Origin of the sequence: Vibrio sp. MarTm2 (assembly GCF_027587055.1) — a bacterium.
Classification (GTDB): Bacteria; Pseudomonadota; Gammaproteobacteria; order Enterobacterales; family Vibrionaceae; genus Vibrio; species Vibrio sinaloensis_D.
In genome coordinates, this window is sequence record NZ_JAPPTK010000003.1 from 416,655 (window position 1) to 434,696 (window position 18,042).

The following is an 18,042-nucleotide window of genomic DNA, read 5'->3' on the forward strand; positions in this document are numbered from 1 at the left end:
GGTCAGCTCACGACTAGTTGCTCTCTGCGATGGCAATAATACGCTTAATCAGCCTCTCTTCGGTGAGCGACTTGTTGCGGTAGAAGCGAAATATCTCCGAGTTGATGGCTTGTTGGGCGACAGGGTTGACGGCCATGGAGTCGATCATGCTTGGCACCGCTTTGTTTTGTGCCACTCCCTTTTTAAATGCTTGATAGGCTTTGATTTGACAGGGGTTAAAGTCGGTGAGTGCAATGTCGGTACGTACCGGGATGGACCCCTTGTGTAGGTTAAATTGCGCCTGAAACTCTGGGTCTGCCAACACATTGGCCACACGGTTGGCTTGGTCTTTAGTGAACGATTTGCTCACCATAAAGATCAAGCTGTCCATGTTATAAAGGAAAACGTCGTCGCTCTCGGGGGCAGGGTAGCAGCCTATCTGATTCGGCACCTCTACGCCTTTCGCAATCAGGTCACCAAGAATCCAATCGCCCCCGAGTTGGAACAAGGCTTGGTTGCTTGCGAGTGCTTTCGTCGCGGTGTCCCATCTTGTGTTGGGCAAGGTGTTATCAATCAGCAAACTTAGGCGACGGAACTGAGCTAATGCAGCGCGTAAGGTGTTACTATCGATGCTGTCTGGATCGAGGTCGACCATTGCTCGGGTATAGAAATCCACCCCGCCCGTGGCAATCACCAAATTTTCAAATAACTGTGCAATTTGCCACGGTTGTTCGCCGACGGCGAGTGGGTTGATTCCTTGGGCTTTGGCATGTTCCATTACCTCAAACATTGCTTGCCAAGTGGTCGGCACCGGTTGGTTGAGCTCAGACAATAGCTGGTGGTTCACCCACAACCAGTTGAGTCGATGCAGAGTTAACGGCAGGGCAACATAACCATTGGCAGATTGATTGATCTGTTGTGAAAGGGGGTAGAGGGTGGCGTCCCATTGATGGTCTTTAGCGACAGCGTTCATGTCATGGAGTATGCCAATTGCATCCCATGCTCGAATACTTGGGCCCTCGATTTGTGCAAAACTGGGTGGATTTCCTGCCAACGCTCGTGCTTGTAATACCGTCATCGCACTGTCACCGCCACCGCCCAAGACGGGTTTCGGTGCCAGTTGAATATCGTGTTTTTCTAAATGTTGGGTTAACACGTCCATCGCGTGTTGTTCCCCTTTGGATGTCCACCAATGAAGGAATTCAACCTCTGCTGCGCGAGGGGCGGTGAGCCCAACGGCGGTCAGTGACAGGGTCGAAAGATAAATCGCCAATTTGTTCATAGTGAGTCTCTTGGGAAAGATAGCGTGGCGCGCAACCCGCCAAATGAAGAGTGGCTAAGAGCAAGAGAGCCACCGTGCGCTTTCGCAATGCTTTGGGAAATAGTCAGTCCTAACCCAGAGCCTTCTTGTGTTTTATTGGCTCGGTAATAGGGTTGGCACAGTTTATCGAGGATCGCCCCATCGACGCCTTCACCATGATCATCAATGATGATGTTCACGGCATCGGCACTATCGAATAGCTGAATATTGACTTTATCGCCATATTTCAACGCATTATCGACGAGATTTTGAATGCAGCGCTTAATCGCTAGGGGTTTTCCGACAACCTCAGACTCGATAGAACCTTGAATTTGAATACGCTCGGTTTCCGGCGTCACTGTGGTGGCGATGTGCTCAATTAACTGATTGAAGTTTATGGGTTCAATCTCTTCGTGGATGTCCGTCTCTTTGATGCATTGCAAAGCCCCTTTGACCATCAAGTCGAGGTCATTCGCGAGTCGGGTAAAGCGTTCTCTGTCAGTGTCATCATCAAGCATTTCTGCGCGCAGTTTGAGGCAAGCGATGGGCGTTTTTAAGTCATGGGAGATCGCGCCAAACAGCATTTCGCGATCCTTAATGTGGCTATCGATACGCCGATTCATTTTGTTGAAGGCTCGGATAGCGGCTTTGAGCTCGTTGCTGCCGCGCTCTTCGACCTGAGGAATATCGAGCCTGCTCGACATTAAGGTAGCGGCTTTGGCGAGTTCGCGAATAGGTTGAATCTCTTTACGAACGACAAACCAAGTACAAATCAGTAGCAGTAACGCCGACAAGAGTAAGGTAAGCCACTCTCGAATATCAAAGTAGTTGGTTTCTAGATTGACGTAAGGTGCGGGTAAAACAGCAGCTAGGTAGAACCATTCGTTTTCGTCGACCTCTACCTGCATTACCAATATCGGGGGGTTCAGGTCGCCAAATGAGAGCGAGTAATGCGCCCAAAGTAACGGCAGTTCATCAATAGGGAGCTCGTTGTTGAACACCCTCAAATTATCGCGTTGAGTAAACTCGACCGAGATATTGGGGATGTCGTGTAGCTCAGATGAGAGTACTTGTTTTACTTCGTTCAGGACTAAGGTTTTTCGTTCGCTATCGGGCAGAGGAGGCGTCTCAATATGGTGGTTATTGAGTGAAACAAAAAAACGCGTGCCGCCCATATTGCGTAGTTGATTGAGCACAAGGTGTCGGTATTCAGAGGGCAAGGTTTGGAAAAAGGAGATGGTCGATGAAGCACTAAGTGCCAAACTTTTCACCGTATTGGTTAAGCCTTGTCTGTCCCGTTCGTTGGCGTGTTGATACCAAATCATACCCGACAGAAGTTGAGCAAGAATGATCACTAATAGCAGGAAAATACTGGTGCGAAATACCAGTGAACGAGTCCAGGTTTTAACTCTCATAGTGGACGTCCGTTGTCAGCATGTAGCCTTTGTTGCGCACGGTTAATATCAAGGAACGATCTTTGTCTTCCAAGTGGTGGCGTAGCCGACTGATCTGGACGTCAATACCGCGCTCAAATGGGTCGGCATCTCTGCCCCATATTTCACGTGCGATATCATCACGGGATAAGATTGATTTGGCGTTGTTGACGAACAAGCCGAGCAAGGAGAGATCAGCGCCACTCAGTTGTTTGACTTGATGGTCTTCAAGATGGGTGAGTTGCCGAGTAACGGTATCGAGGGACCAGCCATCAAAGCGGACTTTTCTGGCCAACTGAGTTTGAGGATTAAGTTGGCTGCGGCGTAAGATTGTTTTGATTCTTGCCAGCAGTTCTCTTGGGCTAAACGATTTGGTGATGTAATCATCGGCGCCCATCTCTAGCCCGGCGACGCGGTCCGCCTCTTCGGTGACGGCGGTGAGCATAATGATCGGGATTTGGGAATCTCGGCGCAGCTTCTGGCACAAGGTAAATCCGTCTTCACCTGGCATCATAATATCGAGAATAATAAGATCTGGAGTATGCTTTTTGAGCAGTTGCCACATCTCGCGTCCATTGCCCGCACCAATAACTTCAAACCCAGCTCGACCAAGATAGTCAGACAACGCCTCTCTAAGATCCAAGTTGTCGTCAACCACGAGTATCTGCTTGTTTTCCATCACCTTACGTCCCTGCTGCGAGTTTTCAATATGATGCTATTTTCGACCGAAATTCTCAATCGAACTGGCTCTAAATTATGGGTTACAAAGGGACGATTTTGTAAGTCATCACTTACAAACCCGCAGTGTTTTGTAACCTTGAAGGCGCGACAACTGGTTAAGATCTTTCTGACCTCGCAACGCCGAACGTCTTGTATTACCCAAAGCTGGTCACTGTGCAGATGAGCATCTTTGGCTCACGCTCTTTGAACGCTCTCAATGCGGCTCGATTGGGAAAGTTTGATGTGTGGTTATGAGAAGTGATCTAAATGGATATTCATGGTGTGCTCGCACTGTCTTAATCTTACCGACCCCCTAATTTGGTAAGAGTGCCAACCTCGCCCGAGGTTGGCTTTTTCATCCCTGTTGGGTGCAACGAACGCAAAGCGGTTTGGGATGATGACACGTCACGTAATTGATTTGTGTGGAATACAGACAAGTTTAAAGCCTAAAAACTATCTCGCTACCAGGGCAATCGCTCTCCGTCATAGGCGATAAAGCTGCCACTGTCGCTCGCCTTGAGTGAGTGCAAAATAGTTATCAACTGAGTCGCCACATAATTTGGCGTGAAGAGTTTTCCCTCAGGCACGTTGGTTTGGAACGGCTTAGACAATTGGGTATCGGTGGTGCCAGGGTGAAGCGCAACCACCACGCTTTTGGGCATTAAGCGACCCCATTCAATGGAGATGGATTTAAGTGCCATGTTAAGGGCTGCTTTGGAACTTCGGTAACTGTACCAACCGCCGAGTTGATTGTCGGTAATGCTGCCGACCTTGGCCGAGACGGTAGCAAGGCAGGGGTGAGCGCTTTTTCTCAACAAAGCTTGGAAATGTTTGGCAATTAGCAGAGTAGGCAAACAGTTGACCGCCATACTTTTGAGGAAGAACTCTGGGTCGATTGAGGCAAGGTTCTTTTCTGGTTTTTGGTGTTGTGTATGCAGCATTCCCACGCAGTTGATGATCCAATCCAACTGCTCAAACTGCTGGGCAAGTTGCTTAATGCTGGCTTCGTCCTCGACATCAAGTGGATACCAGCGAACTAGGCTCTGCTGATGCTCGGGCTGGTTACGGTGATAGGTAGCAGCGACGTCAACTTGCGGGTAGTGGCTAACGAGATGGTTGACGATGGCCTGACCGATACCGCCGCTTCCTCCGATTACGAGTACTTTCATTACAGCTCCTCCAAACGTTGAAGATTACGCTCTGCGGTCTCTAAAATGGCATGTTGTGCTTCATCGCTCATCTTGTCCCAATTGCGGTATATCATGCCGATGCGAGGAAGAGTGCCAATTCGATCGCGATGTCTGACCATAAAATGCCAGTAGAGGCTGTTAAGTGGGCACGACGTTGGGCCACTTTTTTGGTTTACTTTGTAGCGGCACGATTTGCAGTAGTCACTCATTCGATTGATGTAAGCGCCACTGGCTGCATAGGGTTTGGTTCCTACGATCCCGCCATCGGCGTACAGTGCCATGCCACGGGTGTTGGGCATCTCAACCCACTCGATGGCATCTATGTAAATACCCAAATACCACTCATCAACTTCGTCAGGGTTGATCCCCGCCAGCAGTGTAAAGTTGCCAGTCACCATAAGGCGCTGGATGTGATGAGCGTAGGCATGCTCCAGAGATTGGCCAACCGCTTGGTTAAGGCAGTTCATCCCACTTTTGCCTGTCCAGAAGTAATTTGGCATTGGGCGTTTTGCATCAAAATGATTTCGCGTTTTGTATTGGGGCATGTTTGCCCAGTAGACCGCGCGAATGTATTCCCGCCAACCGATGATTTGACGCACAAACCCCTCAATCTGCGATAGTGAAATGTCGCCGTTGGCCTTTTCGAAATAGGTGATGGCACTCGTGACAACTTCAAGAGGGGAAATTAGCTTGCTGTTAAGGGCGAAAGAAAGTCGACTGTGATACAAGCTCCAACTTGCTGGGTGACGGTCTGTCATGGCATCTTGGAAAAAACCAAATCGCGGCAAGCAGTGCTGGCAAAAATGCGCCAATAAATTAAGAGCTTGGCTACGATTGATAGGCCAAATCAATGGGTTGGAGACATCACCTATGTTTCTCACCTTATGGCGTGCAAGCCTTGCCAAAATATCACTGACATCTGTGGCAAACATCAGTGGGTTAGGAATCGCCTCTAGGTCGTCCTCTTTAAACGCATTGCGATTGTTGGCATCTAAGTTCCATTTGCTCCCGACCGGTTTGTCACCTTCCATGAGTAGATTGAAGCGTCGGCGCATTTTGCGATAAAAGTGCTCCATCAAGATGTGTTTGCCAGCCGGAAAAGCCTCGGCAATTTCCTCAAACGGGAACAGGAAGTGCTCGCTCTCCACCATAGTGATTTTCACCCCTTCAATAGCGAGCGCCTCTAGCTGCTTGAGCAAGCGGTATTCATCGGGGCGTTGATACTCAAGGTGAGTGGCTTGATGTTGCTCGACAAGGCTTGCAAGCAAGTGAGGCAAATCTTGGTATTGTTCACTCTGGTCTAAGTCGAGATAGAGCACCTGATGGCCGAGTTGCTTAAGCTCGTCGGCAAAACTGGTCATGGCTGCAAAGAAGGCGCAGTGCTTTTGAATGTGGTGAGTGGTGTAACTCGCTTCCTGGTGGAGTTCAGCGATAACATACAACACGCTGTCGTCTTGGTGCTGAAACCAAGAGTGTTTGATATTGAGTTGGTCACCTAAGATGAGGCGGATGGTGGTCATGTTCATTCATTTGCTTAACAGAGTTTAATACCCTTACGCATCGGTGCTCTATTGGGATCAGGCAATGACGTGCTTTGACGGAAAGTGTGTCCTATTTAATTGCCTGTTGGAACTGGTTGCGAAACTGGGTTGGTGTCATCTCTTTCACCGTTTTGAACTGGCGATTAAAGTTCGAGAGGTTTTGAAACCCTGTATTTTCGGCCACCAACGCAATAGGTAACGATGTACTTGCTAGCAGCTCACAGGCTTTGCCGATGCGAAACTGTTTGATGTGATCCGAAAAGCTCACCCCATAGTGCTTTTCAAACAGACGATACGCAGAGCTTTCACTCATGTGCAGGCTCTTGCTTAAATCGGAGATGCGTATCGCTTTGGCGTAGTTTTCCTCAATATAGTGAGTGGCTAACTGCACTTTTTGCCGCGCTTCGCGGTTGCCAGATAACTGGCTAATTCGGTAAGGAGAGGTGGAAAGTTTCTCTGACTCTCCATCACTGGCGAGTAGCAGCAACACTTCAATCACTCGAACCGCCTGAAAGGCTCGATTTAAATTTTCAACCCCAGTCAATAGGTCAGATACCTGCTGTGAAACGCTAGGGCTGAATTTGAGGCCATAGGCAGAATCTTCGAGTAAGCGTTTGATGTTTCGAGCTTCTGGAATTGTGGCTTGCAGTTTTTCTATCCAGTGATGTTTGAGCCAGACAATGACGGAGTGATGCGGCTTTTCATCGGAGCCATTGAGCTGGCCTGTGATCATATGTGGCAGGCCTGGTCCATAAAGCAATAGGGTGTTGTGGCCAATTGAGCCGACCGAATCTCCGGCAAAATAGTTGCCGTTAAAGACGTTATCAGGGTCTTGATAAAGCACCAGTTCGTATTCGGTGTGATAGTGCCATGAGCAGGCAAATTCTTCTTTTTTGATTCGACAATGATACTCGCGCACGATCCAATCGTTGCTCGGTGTGTCCATCACATTTTCAATATACGGCTTCATCGCTCGGCTCCTTATCTGACCAACCAAGGTTAGGGTAACTGTTGCTTTTCTGTCAAAGGAGTTTGGTAAGTTGAAGGATTAGTATTAGAGGTGGCTCGAATACTATCAATGAGCCTGCATATCTTTGATTAAACTGTAGCCTCACTAACTCACACACTTAACTCAAAGGAGCCCCACATATGTTGAAAGATAAAACAGCATTGTTGTTTATCATCACCGCGTTCGTTACTGGTTTATGCGGGGCCTTTTTTTATCCGCTATCGAGTTTGTTCATTGTCGAAGAATTGGGTGCATCGCCGATGATGCTGAGCCTTTATATGGTGATGGCGGTTGTCAGTGCTGTGGTTGTGTCGCAGCTGATCGCAAGACAGTCAGATAAGAACTGGAAGCGTAAAACGATTTTGCTGGTGGCGCTGACTTGCTATCTCATTACTGTATCGAGCTTTATCGTGGTGCGAGATTACTGGCTCGCCATCACCATCGCAACCGTGTTTGGTAGCGTCAGTGGCGCCGCATTTGGGCAGCTGTTTGCTTTGGGGCGCGAGTACGGCGATCGCTATGTCGAAGACAGCACCACCTTCCTGTCAACCATGCGTGCAGGTATTGCCATTGCGTGGGTGTTCGGTCCTCCATTGGCATTTATGCTTAAAGCGAGCTTTGGCTACAATGCGTCGTTTGGTGTTTCGGCGACGATTGTCAGTGTCTCCATTTTGGTGATTGCTAAGTACTTGCCCAATGGTGTTGTTAAACAAGATTCAGCAGAAGAACAACAAGCGGTCACTAAAGCTCCTCAAACGGCCAATCATTTGATTGCTGTCTATTGCTTGGTGGTGGTGTTTGCCTTCGCAGCGAACAACCTCTACATCACCAGTATGCCGCTTTACTTATCGCAAGAATTAATGGTGGATCCAAGTTGGCTAGGGATTCTATTTGGCGCGGGAGCACTGTGTGAAATCCCAATCATGCTTGGCGCAGGTAGGCTGGCAGAGCGGGTAGGGACCATCAAACTGTTGATGATGGGCATTGCAAGTGGCATCGCGTTCTATTTTGTGATGCTGATGAGTACCAGCTTCGCCGCCATGCTTGCCGCGCAATTGCTGAATGGTTTCTTTATCGGCGTGTGCGCCACGCTTGGAATGGTGGTGCTTCAAGATATGATGAAAGATCGCTTGGGTACGGCATCAACCTTGTTCTCAAATATGCTTAACGTCAGTATGCTGGTGGCGAGTCTTTCCGTCGGTGTGGTTGGAGAGCTGTTTAACTACTACAGCACCTTGTATGTCTCGTTCGCAGGTTCCATTGCAGCACTGATTTTATTGGCACTGTTTGCCGCGATAGAAACGAAGTATCGTCAGTCACAAAGCAACGTCGTCGCTGCTTAAACCGAGTTCCTTACGACAGTAAGCTTTGGCCAAAGTGTTAACCAGTTTTTACTCGTGACTCTTTGGTCAAAGCTGCTGATGTCTCGCTTGGGGTTATGCGTGATATGTAGAGCGAACAAGGACTCATAATCAAACGCGCTGATGCATTCGACCATTCCATCCGCGTTAATTTTCGCAGCGACAGCGGTCTCTTTCTCTGGCCAGTAACTCATGGCATCAACAACATCCAAATAGGGCTTATCCCCATTTCGCTCGTGCATGCGGGCTTGATTTCGCACTTGCCAATTAAGCTCTGGCATCTGTTCACTAAGTTGCGCTTCAATCGCCAGATCTCGCGCCGCTTCAAGGTTTTCGGAGTCGAAATAGATCACATCGATATCATTCAACGGCGTTGAGTTTGTGTGGTGATGAAGCGTGTCCCAGACAAGGTTTCGCACGAATCCAGCGGCGACACAGCCTTGAGGTAAGTTGAAGGTAGAGACTAGGCGTAGAATCGCCATGCGTTGCGAGTCTTGCTCAATAAGGCGTTGTAATTGGATGTTCAAGGTCGTCACTGCCGCAGTTCGTTAGCGAGAAAATGCCAAGCACGCAGGAGAGTCCGCGCACTTGGCTGTGGTTTACGCCAGTTTGAGGTCAAACTGTTGGCGGTATAGCACCATATCTTCAATCGTCAGCACTGGCATATTGTGCAGCTTACCGAAGGCGACGATTTCTGGCGTTTTTGCCATGCTGCCATCTGGGTTGGTCACTTCACAAAGCACACCAGCAGGCTGTAGCCCTGCCATCTGCATTAGATCGATAGTACCTTCTGTATGCCCACGACGTGTCAGTACGCCACCTTTGCGTGCTCGAAGCGGAAACACGTGACCCGGGCGAGCCAGATCAGACGGTTTAGCGGTTGGGTTTGCCGCCGTTTTGATCGTTGTCACGCGATCTTGCGCGGAGACACCTGTGGTCACGCCCACTTTCGCTTCAATTGACACGGTAAATGCGGTTTGGTTGGCGCTGTTGTTGTTGGCAACCATCGGCGTGAGCTCTAGACGATCCGCTTGCTCTTCTGGTAAGCAAAGGCAAACGATGCCGCTGCATTCGCGAATCATCAACGCCATTTGAGCGGTGGTCAGAGATTCTACCGAATAAATGATATCGCCTTCGTTTTCACGATCTTCGTCATCGAGTAACAACACACCACGACCTTCTTTTAAGGCGATAAGTGCATTTTCAACGCGGCTAATTGGGTCGCCGAATTCGGCAAGTAAAGAGGACTGATTCATGGTTAACTCCTAAAATATCACCAGAATCAGGGCATATATGAGCACTAGAGTCCTAAAACTCCAGCCAAAACGAAATGCATCACCAAAGATGACCGTGGTGATGTTTTTTCATTCTCTCTCATCCGGACTGTAACCGTCGGCTCTGGTTTCTCACCAGATCTGCTGACCTCGACGAATCGAGCGCTCGCGGGCTTGTGGTTTCTTCATTAATAGTGAAGAACACTTACCGCCGGTGGGGAATTTCGCCCCGCCCTGAGAATAAATAAAGTTGCGTAAGTCGCGTAAGGGATTGTAACGATTAACCGCAACGATGAGAAGCAAACGTTATCATCGATTTAGTGTTGTTGTTGAAAGCGCCTCAGAAAAGTCACTCGGCTCAGGGTGTTTGTTGATTTTTTGCTCACTTGGTTCGATATCTAAACAATGTAATCGATAACAAATCTGATCTGACCACTTTCTATAGATAAGTGTAGATAATACAGCGTCTTAAAATATTGCTATGACTAATGCGTCATTTTTGATGCGCCAATGTTGGTTATTTTTTGACATTTCGATATACAAAAAATAACATCTAATTAACATTGTGCGTATTCACATCCGATTTCCGCATAGTGTCGCACAACAAAAACTACAACAATGCCATTCGAAAAAGAACGTACCCTAGGAGGGTCAAGGATGAATAAAAAGCACTGCTCTCTGCTGACAATCTCCATATTGTTTGCGTGTAACGCTCATTCCGCAGGTTTCCAAGTCGCAGAACACTCGGCATCGGGCCTCGGTCGCGCGTTTTCTGGTGAAGGCGCGGTCGCCGATAATGCGAGTGTATTAGCACGTAACCCCGCTGCCATGACACTTTTTGAAAACACCACCTTTTCTGGTGCGCTGTCGATCGTTGATCCAGAGGTGAATGTCACCCAAACCAAAATTGGGGACGCAGATTTCAAACAGAAATCGAGCGACGTTGCGCCAATGCAATTTGTACCAGCAGCCTATTTCATCCACCCAGTCAGTGATAAGTTTGCCGTGGGTTTTGCTTCATTTACAACTTATGGTGTCGCGACCGATTACCCCGATGATATCTATGCTGGTGATTTGGCGGGTAACACCTCGCTCTTGTCTGTTAACCTCAATCCGAATGTGGCGTTCAAACTGAACGAGCAGTTCAGTGTGGGTGCGGGTCTTAACCTAGTGTACGCAGAAGCTAAGTTGGACCGTCACCAAGGTGGTCTTCCACTTGGAGGCAAACCAAGCGACAAAATCATTAGTATGACAGGTGAAACTGTTGGTTTTGGCTGGAATATTGGCGCTCTGTACGAACTGGATCAAGAGAACCGTTTTGGCTTTGGTTACCGCTCTGCGGTGAACTTAAACTTTGATGATGGTGAGTTTACCGATCACTATGGCGGGGTGATTCTTGACCCGAACAAGAATGAAACTAAAGGTCAGCTTCAACTGACGTTGCCAGCAATTTTGGAGTTGTCTGCTTTCCATCAACTTAACGACCAGTGGGCGGTTCATTACGGTTGGCAGTGGACACAATGGAGCAGTTTTAAAGAGCTAAAAGCGACCAGCTCAGAGTGTAAAGACGGCGTGTGCTTCAAGAAAACAGAACACTATGAAGACAACCAACGTTGGTCTGTCGGTACAACGTACACCCTAAACAAAGAATGGACACTTCGCGCAGGTCTGGCTTACGACGAGCAAGCAGGCGAGGCGACGCTTAGCATTCCTGATAGTGACCGTTTCTGGTATTCCGCGGGCTTGACCTACCTATGGTCAGATAATCTAAGTCTAGATGCGGGCTTTACTCTAGTTCAGAGCAAGAGTGGCAGCTTTAAAGAAACAGATGCAGCGGGCAACGAGCTTACGTTTGATGCAGACGCACTGGCCTTCTTATCCGCAGTTCAGCTGAACTACACCTTTAAGTAGTATTGGGAGTAAATACAATGAATAACAAATTTTCTCTATCACTTGTTTGCTCTGCTGTCCTGCTGGCGGGTTGTGGAAATGATACAAAAAGCAGCGGTGCAAGTACGGACCAGCCATACTCGAATGAAGCGATTAATGAGATGCTTTCGCGTAGCTCGAAAATTGACTTTACCTTATTAGGCGATAACGCCGCGGTCCCTTTGCCTTCATTCTTGCTATTGGATACTTCTGACAGCACGTTAAATATCCCTGTGACTGAGGGACAGTCTACCGGTCTAGACAACCCAGAAGTGGCATTGGGTGAGGTGGATGGCTGGAGTCCACAAATGCCATTTGTGATTGACTTGAAATTGCCGTCTGGCGTTACCTTGTTTGATGATACATCTGCACCAACGAGCACTCGCAGTGCTTTAGTCAGCCCAAGTCTAACAGCAGGTGTTCGTGTGGCTAAGGTTGATATCGATTTATCGACCAAAGAAGTGACGAATTTTGAAGCGCTGACCCCGGGCGTTGATTTTGTGGTCGTCCTTAGTGACGATAAGCGCTCTTTCAACATTGTTCCGATAACAGGCTTGGATTCGGGAAGCAATTACATCTACGCGCTGACCGACTCTATTACCGACAGCAATGGTGACCCGATCGGGACGTCGAGCTCATATGCGATGCTCAAAACAACGGAGTTTACCCAATCGGGTTCGTTGGCGACTCCTCAAGTCATTATTCAAAACGTAGAAAAAGCGTTTGCTGATAATGGTCAGGTCGCGAGTACCGATGACATCATCTACTCCTCATGGTTTACCACTTCTTCTGCAGGTCAGGTGCTACTGGGAACCAAGAGTGCGATTGCTCAGACTGCTCTACCAACGGTTAATCCTTCCGATATATGGAGCGGATCGATTGCCAACCCAACAGGGATCGATGCAGACACCCTAGATTCAATCTATCAGATGACGGTCACTAGCAAACAAAGCTTTGGTGATGCCGTTGCAAGTGATCCTATGTTCGCTAGCGGGTTTGGCGCTGATAGTGCTGCGCTATTGCAGGCGGGTTACAACCAAAACTTTGCCAATGAAGCGATCGCTTCGATTCAGGTGGTTAAGGGCACCGTTAAGTTGCCATACTTCTTGTCTGACTCACTATCAGGGGATGCTTGGAAGAAGACACCATGGCGAAGTGCGATGCCAAGTGTCGCTAAGATCTTATCGACACTAAGCTCTGGGAGTGACGCTGATAAAGCCGCAATTGGCCAACAGCTTGCATTGTTGGGTTTCACTGATCCTGCTGTAGACCTACGAGACCCGAGCAAAGTGGCGGCTCTAGTGGGGCAGAAACTGACGCTAGCTGACGGCTCTCAGCTTGACCCTGAGCGTATCATGACCAAATACAGCGCAGTCCCTCAGATTCGTGCTGTGAAAGAGGTTCCGTTTTTGATGTTTGTACCTGAAGGTGCTGTTATGGGCGAGAATCTTCCAATTCTTCAATACCAACATGGCATCACTAGCATCAAAGAGAGTGCATATGCTTTTGCAATGCAGCATATTGGCGCGGCAATGCAAGGTGAGATGCCGTTTAAACCTTATGCCATTATCGCCATTGACCAACCGCTTCATGGTCAACGCTTATTGAGCCAGAATGTGGTTACTACGCCATCAAACCCAATGGTGTACATGAACTTAGAGTACCTACCTGTTGCGCGTGACAACATTCGTCAAAGTGCGATCGATGGCCTGGGTGTGCGTTATGCGCTTAACGGTGCAACTGACGCGGCATTTGCTAATCTAGATAAAAGCAATGTCTCTCTGTTTGGTCACTCCATCGGTGCGATCACGGGTATCAGCTCTTATGCGATTGGTAACACGCCTGTATCACCACTTGAAGGCAATATCTTTAAATATACTAGTGCAACCTTAGCGAACCCAGGCGGCGGTATTGCGCCATTCTTGCTAGAGTCAGGCAGTTTCTCTGGGGTGATTAAACACAGCGTTTCATTGTCATTGGCGAGTTATCAGACTTACTATGGTACAACATGTGTACCAGCCTCTACCGCGGGTCCGGATTGCTTAAATAATTATCTTGGTCAGGCATCGGCTGCGGAGAAAGCCGCCGTTTCTAATACATTAAGCAAATTCACGTTCGCAGCTCAAACTGTGCTTGATAACGTTGATCCCTACAATATCGCGTCGATGGTAAATCTAACCGGTGCGCCTGTCCTGGGAATCCAAGCAGAAGATGATCAAACGATTCCAAACACGGTATCGACGTCTAAAACATCCGGTACCGAGCCACTGTTTAAGAAACTCGGTTTAATCAATAGCGCGACTGATACATCAGGCCAAAAACTTGCTTCTTACTTCAGCAAGGATGTGAGTCAAGCAGAACACTCCACAGTCATTTCGTCGCAAAATGATGCTGATGGCCCTGCAAACATGGAAATGACGTCACAAATTGTCCAGTTTACGCTAACAAACGGGAATGCGACTTCGTCAATGAATGTGACGAGCGCATTACTTGATGCCACTAAATAAGCTGATGTAAATCGAAAAGCCGACCACTAGGTCGGCTTTGTTCGTTTTGGCGCTCTGTAATCTCTCTGGCGTGATTTAGTCGCGAATGCTCCAACCAGCAAAGTTTGGGTCACTTTGGAGTTCGGCTGAAATGCCCGTTTCTTTCAAATCAGGCTTATCATAAGTGAGATAGGCAGAGAAGCTGCCATCGTTATACTTTCTACCGTAATAAGAGTACTGCATTACAGTGATCTTATTAGCTTCGACGGTTTCCCCAAAGCTCTGACTTTCATCCAGAAATTGTTCACCATCATTGAAATAGCGTCCGGCTTGAGAATAACAACGCATGTTCTTGGCAACGTAATATCCCGGTTTGATATCTGAGAAAATATAGTAGTTTTCATTTTGTTTGGGCATAAACTCCAATTCAATTGGGGTTTCGCTATATTCGCCGCCACTGATCATTTCATAAAGAGAGACGACCACTTTTCTGCATGGGTGATGCCCGCCGTTATTATGTACATCGGAGCCTATCAGCAGAGCTCCGTTACCATTGGCAGGAGTTAAGGAGTTTGAAGCGCAGCCGCCCAAAATTGGCAGCATTGCTGCTAGAGTAAGTAGTTTAGTTTGCATTGTGACTTAATTGTTATCAGTTATAAAGTCTAATGTTATCATTTGTTTGGCTGATATCTTTGCAATTAACGTCATGAATCTGTATATGTGAGAACCTGTTCATAAAAGTCGTTGTATATGGAGATAACTGTGGAGCAATACCAAGCGTTTTTGTTTGATATGGACGGAACTTTAGTCAATTCTGAGCCATTAAAAGGGTTGGCGCTGGCAAAAGCGTGCGCAGACTATGGCGCAGAGGTCGATTTCAATATTTACAAGCAAGTGATGGGGGAAAGCTGGCCTGCGGTCACAGGGCAATTCTTTAAACACGCGAGTATTTCGCCTGATTTAGCTGAATTTAATACGCATTTTCGAGCTCATTATGAGGCACTGCTTGCCAGTGAATTGGAGCTCAATCATGGGGCTCTAACTTACCTTCAATATCTCAAAGAGCAAGGAAAAACATGCGCTGTCGTCAGTTCTGCGGCCACTTGGATGGTCGACAACATCTTACGCGCGCTAGATCTTGATGAACTGTTTGATGTTGTGATCACTCAAGAGCATGTTTCCAAGCATAAGCCTGACCCTGAAGCCTATTTATTGGCACTTTCCCAACTGGATTTACCTACAGAGGCGGCGGTGATTTTCGAAGATTCTCACGCAGGGGTAAGCGCGGGTGTCGCGGCAGGCTGTGATGTGATTGCTATTCATCACAGCTTTAATGGCAATAATGATTTGAGCCAGTCGATTAAACAAATCAGCAGCTATCAGGAGCTGTTAGTTTAGGTAAATCAACACGGAGTGGGGATCTTGATGAATGTTGAAGAGTTAAAGGAGATCACGCGATCATGGTTAGGAAATGACGTAGATCTACACATCACGCTGACTAGCCTTGGGGCGACGAATCAAGTTTTCCATATCGACTACAAAAATGGATTTTATCTTAGATGTTATCGGTCGAAAGATCTTGAAAAGATTCAATCTGAACATGCTTTGGTCACCCAGCTGTCATTGTCCCTGCCCCAAATTATTGCGCCAATGAAGACGCAGGAAGGAAAAACTTGGGTTCGTTATCAAGACGCGTATTTTGCGTTGTACCCAAGTGCTAAAGGACATCAAGTGGATAGTGGCTGTGTCACTGCGAAGCATGCATATCAGGCTGGCCGCGCACTTGGCACACTTCACCTTGATCTTGTAGAACAAAGTGGAGAGAGGTTTCCCAGCATTGACCTCAAGTGGAACAAGCAGGAATGGCTTGCTCGAATTGATGAGATAATACTGTATTTGCAAGCTAAACCAACACTGACTCAGATTGATGCGCATGCTCTTAAACGAGTGATGGCACAGCGCTCCTATTTAGCTTTGTGGGAAACAGAACATAGCTATCGACCTGTAACACAACGTCAATTGATACATGGTGATTATCATTGGTTGAACGTCTTTTTTCACAATGATGGAACAATCAGTGCCGTTATCGATTGGGACTTAGTGCAAAACATGCCTAGAGGCTACGAGTTGGCTCGGGCTTGCCAATATATGTTTCAAATGGATGTGAAACTTTCTCTGAACTTTCTGCGTGGGTACGATGAGCTTTTCCCATTATCTAAATGTGAGTTGCAAGATGGCGCTAAAGCATGGTCTCTGTTTTCAGATCATCATATTTGGCCCTACGAGGAGGCGTACTTCAAAGGAAATAACGCTGCCAAGAATTTTATCCCGGCTATGGACTTTTCTCCCTACTTAACTTTGTGGGAACCAATTCAATCCGAGTTTTTGAAAGCCAAACATCATTCATATAAAGGACTCACCAGCCAAGGCTATATTGATAACCCATACAGCGTTGAACACATCCAGCCGGAGTTTGCTCCGGTAGTCGAGCAAATGCTGCGGCGCTTGAATGCGACCTTTCCAGACCAGCTGCATAGCGTTTATCTCTATGGCAGTGTGCCAAGGGGAAAGGCTGTGTTTGGCCAGTCAGATTTGGATGTCTCAGTGGTTTTCCATCAACCGCTTTCTTCGAATGGCCATAAGCAACTGCAACGCATTGCCAATGAGCTAACCTCGCAATATTCCGCCATTAGCAAGCTGGACTTTGACCCTGGGCACCTACAAGAAGTGCTGGCTGAAGAGGAAGAGTATCGTTGGCAGTTTTGGCTCAAACATTGCTGTTGCTGCTTATGGGGAAAAGACCTATCGACTGGATTTCGTCTTCATAAACCAAGCTTACGGATCGCTTGGCAGCTCAATGAGGATCTTTCGCAGGTACTGGAATCTGGACGTGAGTCTATTCAAACTCAAGATGGAAAAGCTAGTGCTAAAGTGTTGGGCAAAAAACTGCTGCGCAGTGCCTATTTACTTGTCGCAGAGCAAGACAATAGCTGGTTGAGTGATTTGGACTCCATCGCCAAGGTTTTGCGCCAATACTACCCTGATGATGTCACATCCATAGAACTTTGTTTGCGTTTAGCGCAAGGGGAGTGTGGAAATGTGCATCGTATCAATGAGTTAATCTCTGGCTTTGGCTATAAAGTAGTAAAACAAATAGAAAAAGCGAAAGCGTGAAACAATCACATGGAGGTGAGCGTTGAAGAGTATTGTATTAATTGATTTTGATGGGGTGATTAGGCAGTGGCCCGGTAATGAAGTTTCTCAGGCAGAAGCGGTGCTAGGGATTTCTCAGGGCGCATTGTATTCGTGTGCGTTTTCTACCGAACTGTTGAATTTAGCGGTATGCGGTGAGATTTCTCATCAGCAATGGTGTGACAGAGTCACTGAGCAACTGGCGCGCCACTGGGGTGAGGAGGCTGCGGCACAGTTGGTTAAAATATGGAATCAAGCGGAGTGGTTTATTGATACGCCGCTAATAGAAGGGATTCGTCAATATACCCCTGAGAGTAAACTTGTATTGGTGACCAACGGTACGTCTCAGCTAGAAGCAGACCTCGCCTCTGTCTCACTGCAAGATAGCTTCGATCTTGTTGTTAGCTCCTCACATATTGGTGTCGCTAAGCCTGACCGACTGTTTTTTGAGATTGCGCTGCAACTGGCCGGAGGCAATCCCGTCAATGCGGTATTTATTGATGACAGTGAGGCTAACGTGGCTGCCGCCAAAGCGATGGGGATCGACAGTCATGTCTATAATAACAGCGAAGACGCGTTAGACTTTGTACGCGAGCACTTTTAATTGTTTTTAACCATATGAAAAAGC

The 18,042-nt window shown here is 47.6% G+C and carries 15 protein-coding genes and 1 riboswitch; of the genes, 6 read left to right on the forward strand and 9 right to left on the reverse strand.

What is annotated here, in order from left to right; genetic code table 11:
* Positions 1–13: 13 nt before the first annotated feature.
* From OH458_RS09555 to OH458_RS09580, 6 genes are all read right to left on the reverse strand, one after another.
* Positions 14–1,261 (reverse strand): ABC transporter substrate-binding protein, encoded by a 1,248-nt coding sequence (locus tag OH458_RS09555; RefSeq protein WP_269978143.1) that lies wholly within the window; start codon positions 1,259–1,261, stop codon positions 14–16.
* On the reverse strand, positions 1,258–2,694 hold the full coding sequence (locus OH458_RS09560; protein ID WP_269978144.1) for an ATP-binding protein: 1,437 nt from the start codon (positions 2,692–2,694) through the stop codon (positions 1,258–1,260). Before OH458_RS09560 ends, OH458_RS09555 begins: the two co-directional genes overlap by 4 nt.
* Positions 2,684–3,391 carry a response regulator transcription factor gene (locus tag OH458_RS09565; RefSeq protein ID WP_269978145.1) on the reverse strand — a complete coding sequence of 236 codons (708 nt, stop codon included), beginning with the start codon at positions 3,389–3,391 and terminating at the stop codon, positions 2,684–2,686. Before OH458_RS09565 ends, OH458_RS09560 begins: the two co-directional genes overlap by 11 nt.
* A 502-nt stretch (positions 3,392–3,893) precedes the next feature.
* A complete protein-coding gene (locus OH458_RS09570; protein WP_269978146.1) occupies positions 3,894–4,601 on the reverse strand; it encodes an SDR family oxidoreductase in 708 nt (235 codons plus the stop codon).
* The gene (locus tag OH458_RS09575; protein ID WP_269978147.1) at positions 4,601–6,148 is read right to left on the reverse strand and encodes a cryptochrome/photolyase family protein; all 1,548 of its coding nucleotides are present in this window, start codon (positions 6,146–6,148) and stop codon (positions 4,601–4,603) included. Before OH458_RS09575 ends, OH458_RS09570 begins: the two co-directional genes overlap by 1 nt.
* Before the next feature lie 85 nt (positions 6,149–6,233).
* Positions 6,234–7,133 (reverse strand): helix-turn-helix domain-containing protein, encoded by a 900-nt coding sequence (locus OH458_RS09580; RefSeq protein WP_269978148.1) that lies wholly within the window; start codon positions 7,131–7,133, stop codon positions 6,234–6,236.
* Between the two features lie 179 nt (positions 7,134–7,312).
* Between OH458_RS09580 and OH458_RS09585 the strand changes: the two genes are divergently transcribed.
* Positions 7,313–8,515: a sugar efflux transporter gene (locus OH458_RS09585; protein ID WP_269978149.1), complete on the forward strand. Its 1,203-nt coding sequence runs from the start codon at positions 7,313–7,315 to the stop codon at positions 8,513–8,515.
* Here OH458_RS09585 and OH458_RS09590 read toward each other — a convergent pair.
* A complete protein-coding gene (locus OH458_RS09590; protein ID WP_269978275.1) occupies positions 8,512–9,015 on the reverse strand; it encodes a nucleotidyltransferase family protein in 504 nt (167 codons plus the stop codon). The two genes, OH458_RS09585 and OH458_RS09590, sit on opposite strands and share 4 nt — an antisense overlap.
* Positions 9,016–9,132: 117 nt before the next feature.
* Positions 9,133–9,789, reverse strand: a complete 657-nt coding sequence (gene ribB, locus OH458_RS09595; protein ID WP_038212462.1) for a 3,4-dihydroxy-2-butanone-4-phosphate synthase — start codon at positions 9,787–9,789, stop codon at positions 9,133–9,135.
* A 106-nt stretch (positions 9,790–9,895) separates the two neighbouring features.
* Positions 9,896–10,053: riboswitch (FMN riboswitch) on the reverse strand.
* 411 nt (positions 10,054–10,464) lie between these two features.
* On the opposite strand from ribB, the gene OH458_RS09600 reads away from it, so the two are divergent.
* Together OH458_RS09600 and OH458_RS09605 are read left to right on the forward strand one after the other, a co-directional pair.
* A complete protein-coding gene (locus tag OH458_RS09600; RefSeq protein ID WP_269978150.1) occupies positions 10,465–11,718 on the forward strand; it encodes an outer membrane protein transport protein in 1,254 nt (417 codons plus the stop codon).
* A gap of 17 nt (positions 11,719–11,735) precedes the next feature.
* Complete coding sequence (locus tag OH458_RS09605; protein ID WP_269978151.1) at positions 11,736–14,243, forward strand: VolA/Pla-1 family phospholipase; 2,508 nt, start codon at positions 11,736–11,738, stop codon at positions 14,241–14,243.
* 75 nt (positions 14,244–14,318) lie between these two features.
* On the opposite strand, the gene OH458_RS09610 is transcribed toward OH458_RS09605, so the two are convergent.
* Positions 14,319–14,855 (reverse strand): hypothetical protein, encoded by a 537-nt coding sequence (locus tag OH458_RS09610; RefSeq protein WP_269978152.1) that lies wholly within the window; start codon positions 14,853–14,855, stop codon positions 14,319–14,321.
* Positions 14,856–14,972: 117 nt separating this feature from the next.
* Here OH458_RS09610 and OH458_RS09615 point away from each other — a divergent pair, with 117 nt between their 5' ends.
* Genes OH458_RS09615 through OH458_RS09625 form a run of 3 tightly spaced genes read left to right on the forward strand, consistent with a single transcriptional unit; the run spans position 14,973 to position 18,018 of the window.
* A complete protein-coding gene (locus tag OH458_RS09615) occupies positions 14,973–15,620 on the forward strand; it encodes an HAD family hydrolase (RefSeq protein ID WP_269978153.1) in 648 nt (215 codons plus the stop codon).
* 27 nt (positions 15,621–15,647) lie between these two features.
* The gene (locus tag OH458_RS09620; RefSeq protein WP_269978276.1) at positions 15,648–17,396 is read left to right on the forward strand and encodes a phosphotransferase; all 1,749 of its coding nucleotides are present in this window, start codon (positions 15,648–15,650) and stop codon (positions 17,394–17,396) included.
* A gap of 22 nt (positions 17,397–17,418) precedes the next feature.
* On the forward strand, positions 17,419–18,018 hold the full coding sequence (locus OH458_RS09625) for an HAD family hydrolase (RefSeq protein WP_269978154.1): 600 nt from the start codon (positions 17,419–17,421) through the stop codon (positions 18,016–18,018).
* Positions 18,019–18,042 lie beyond the last annotated feature (24 nt).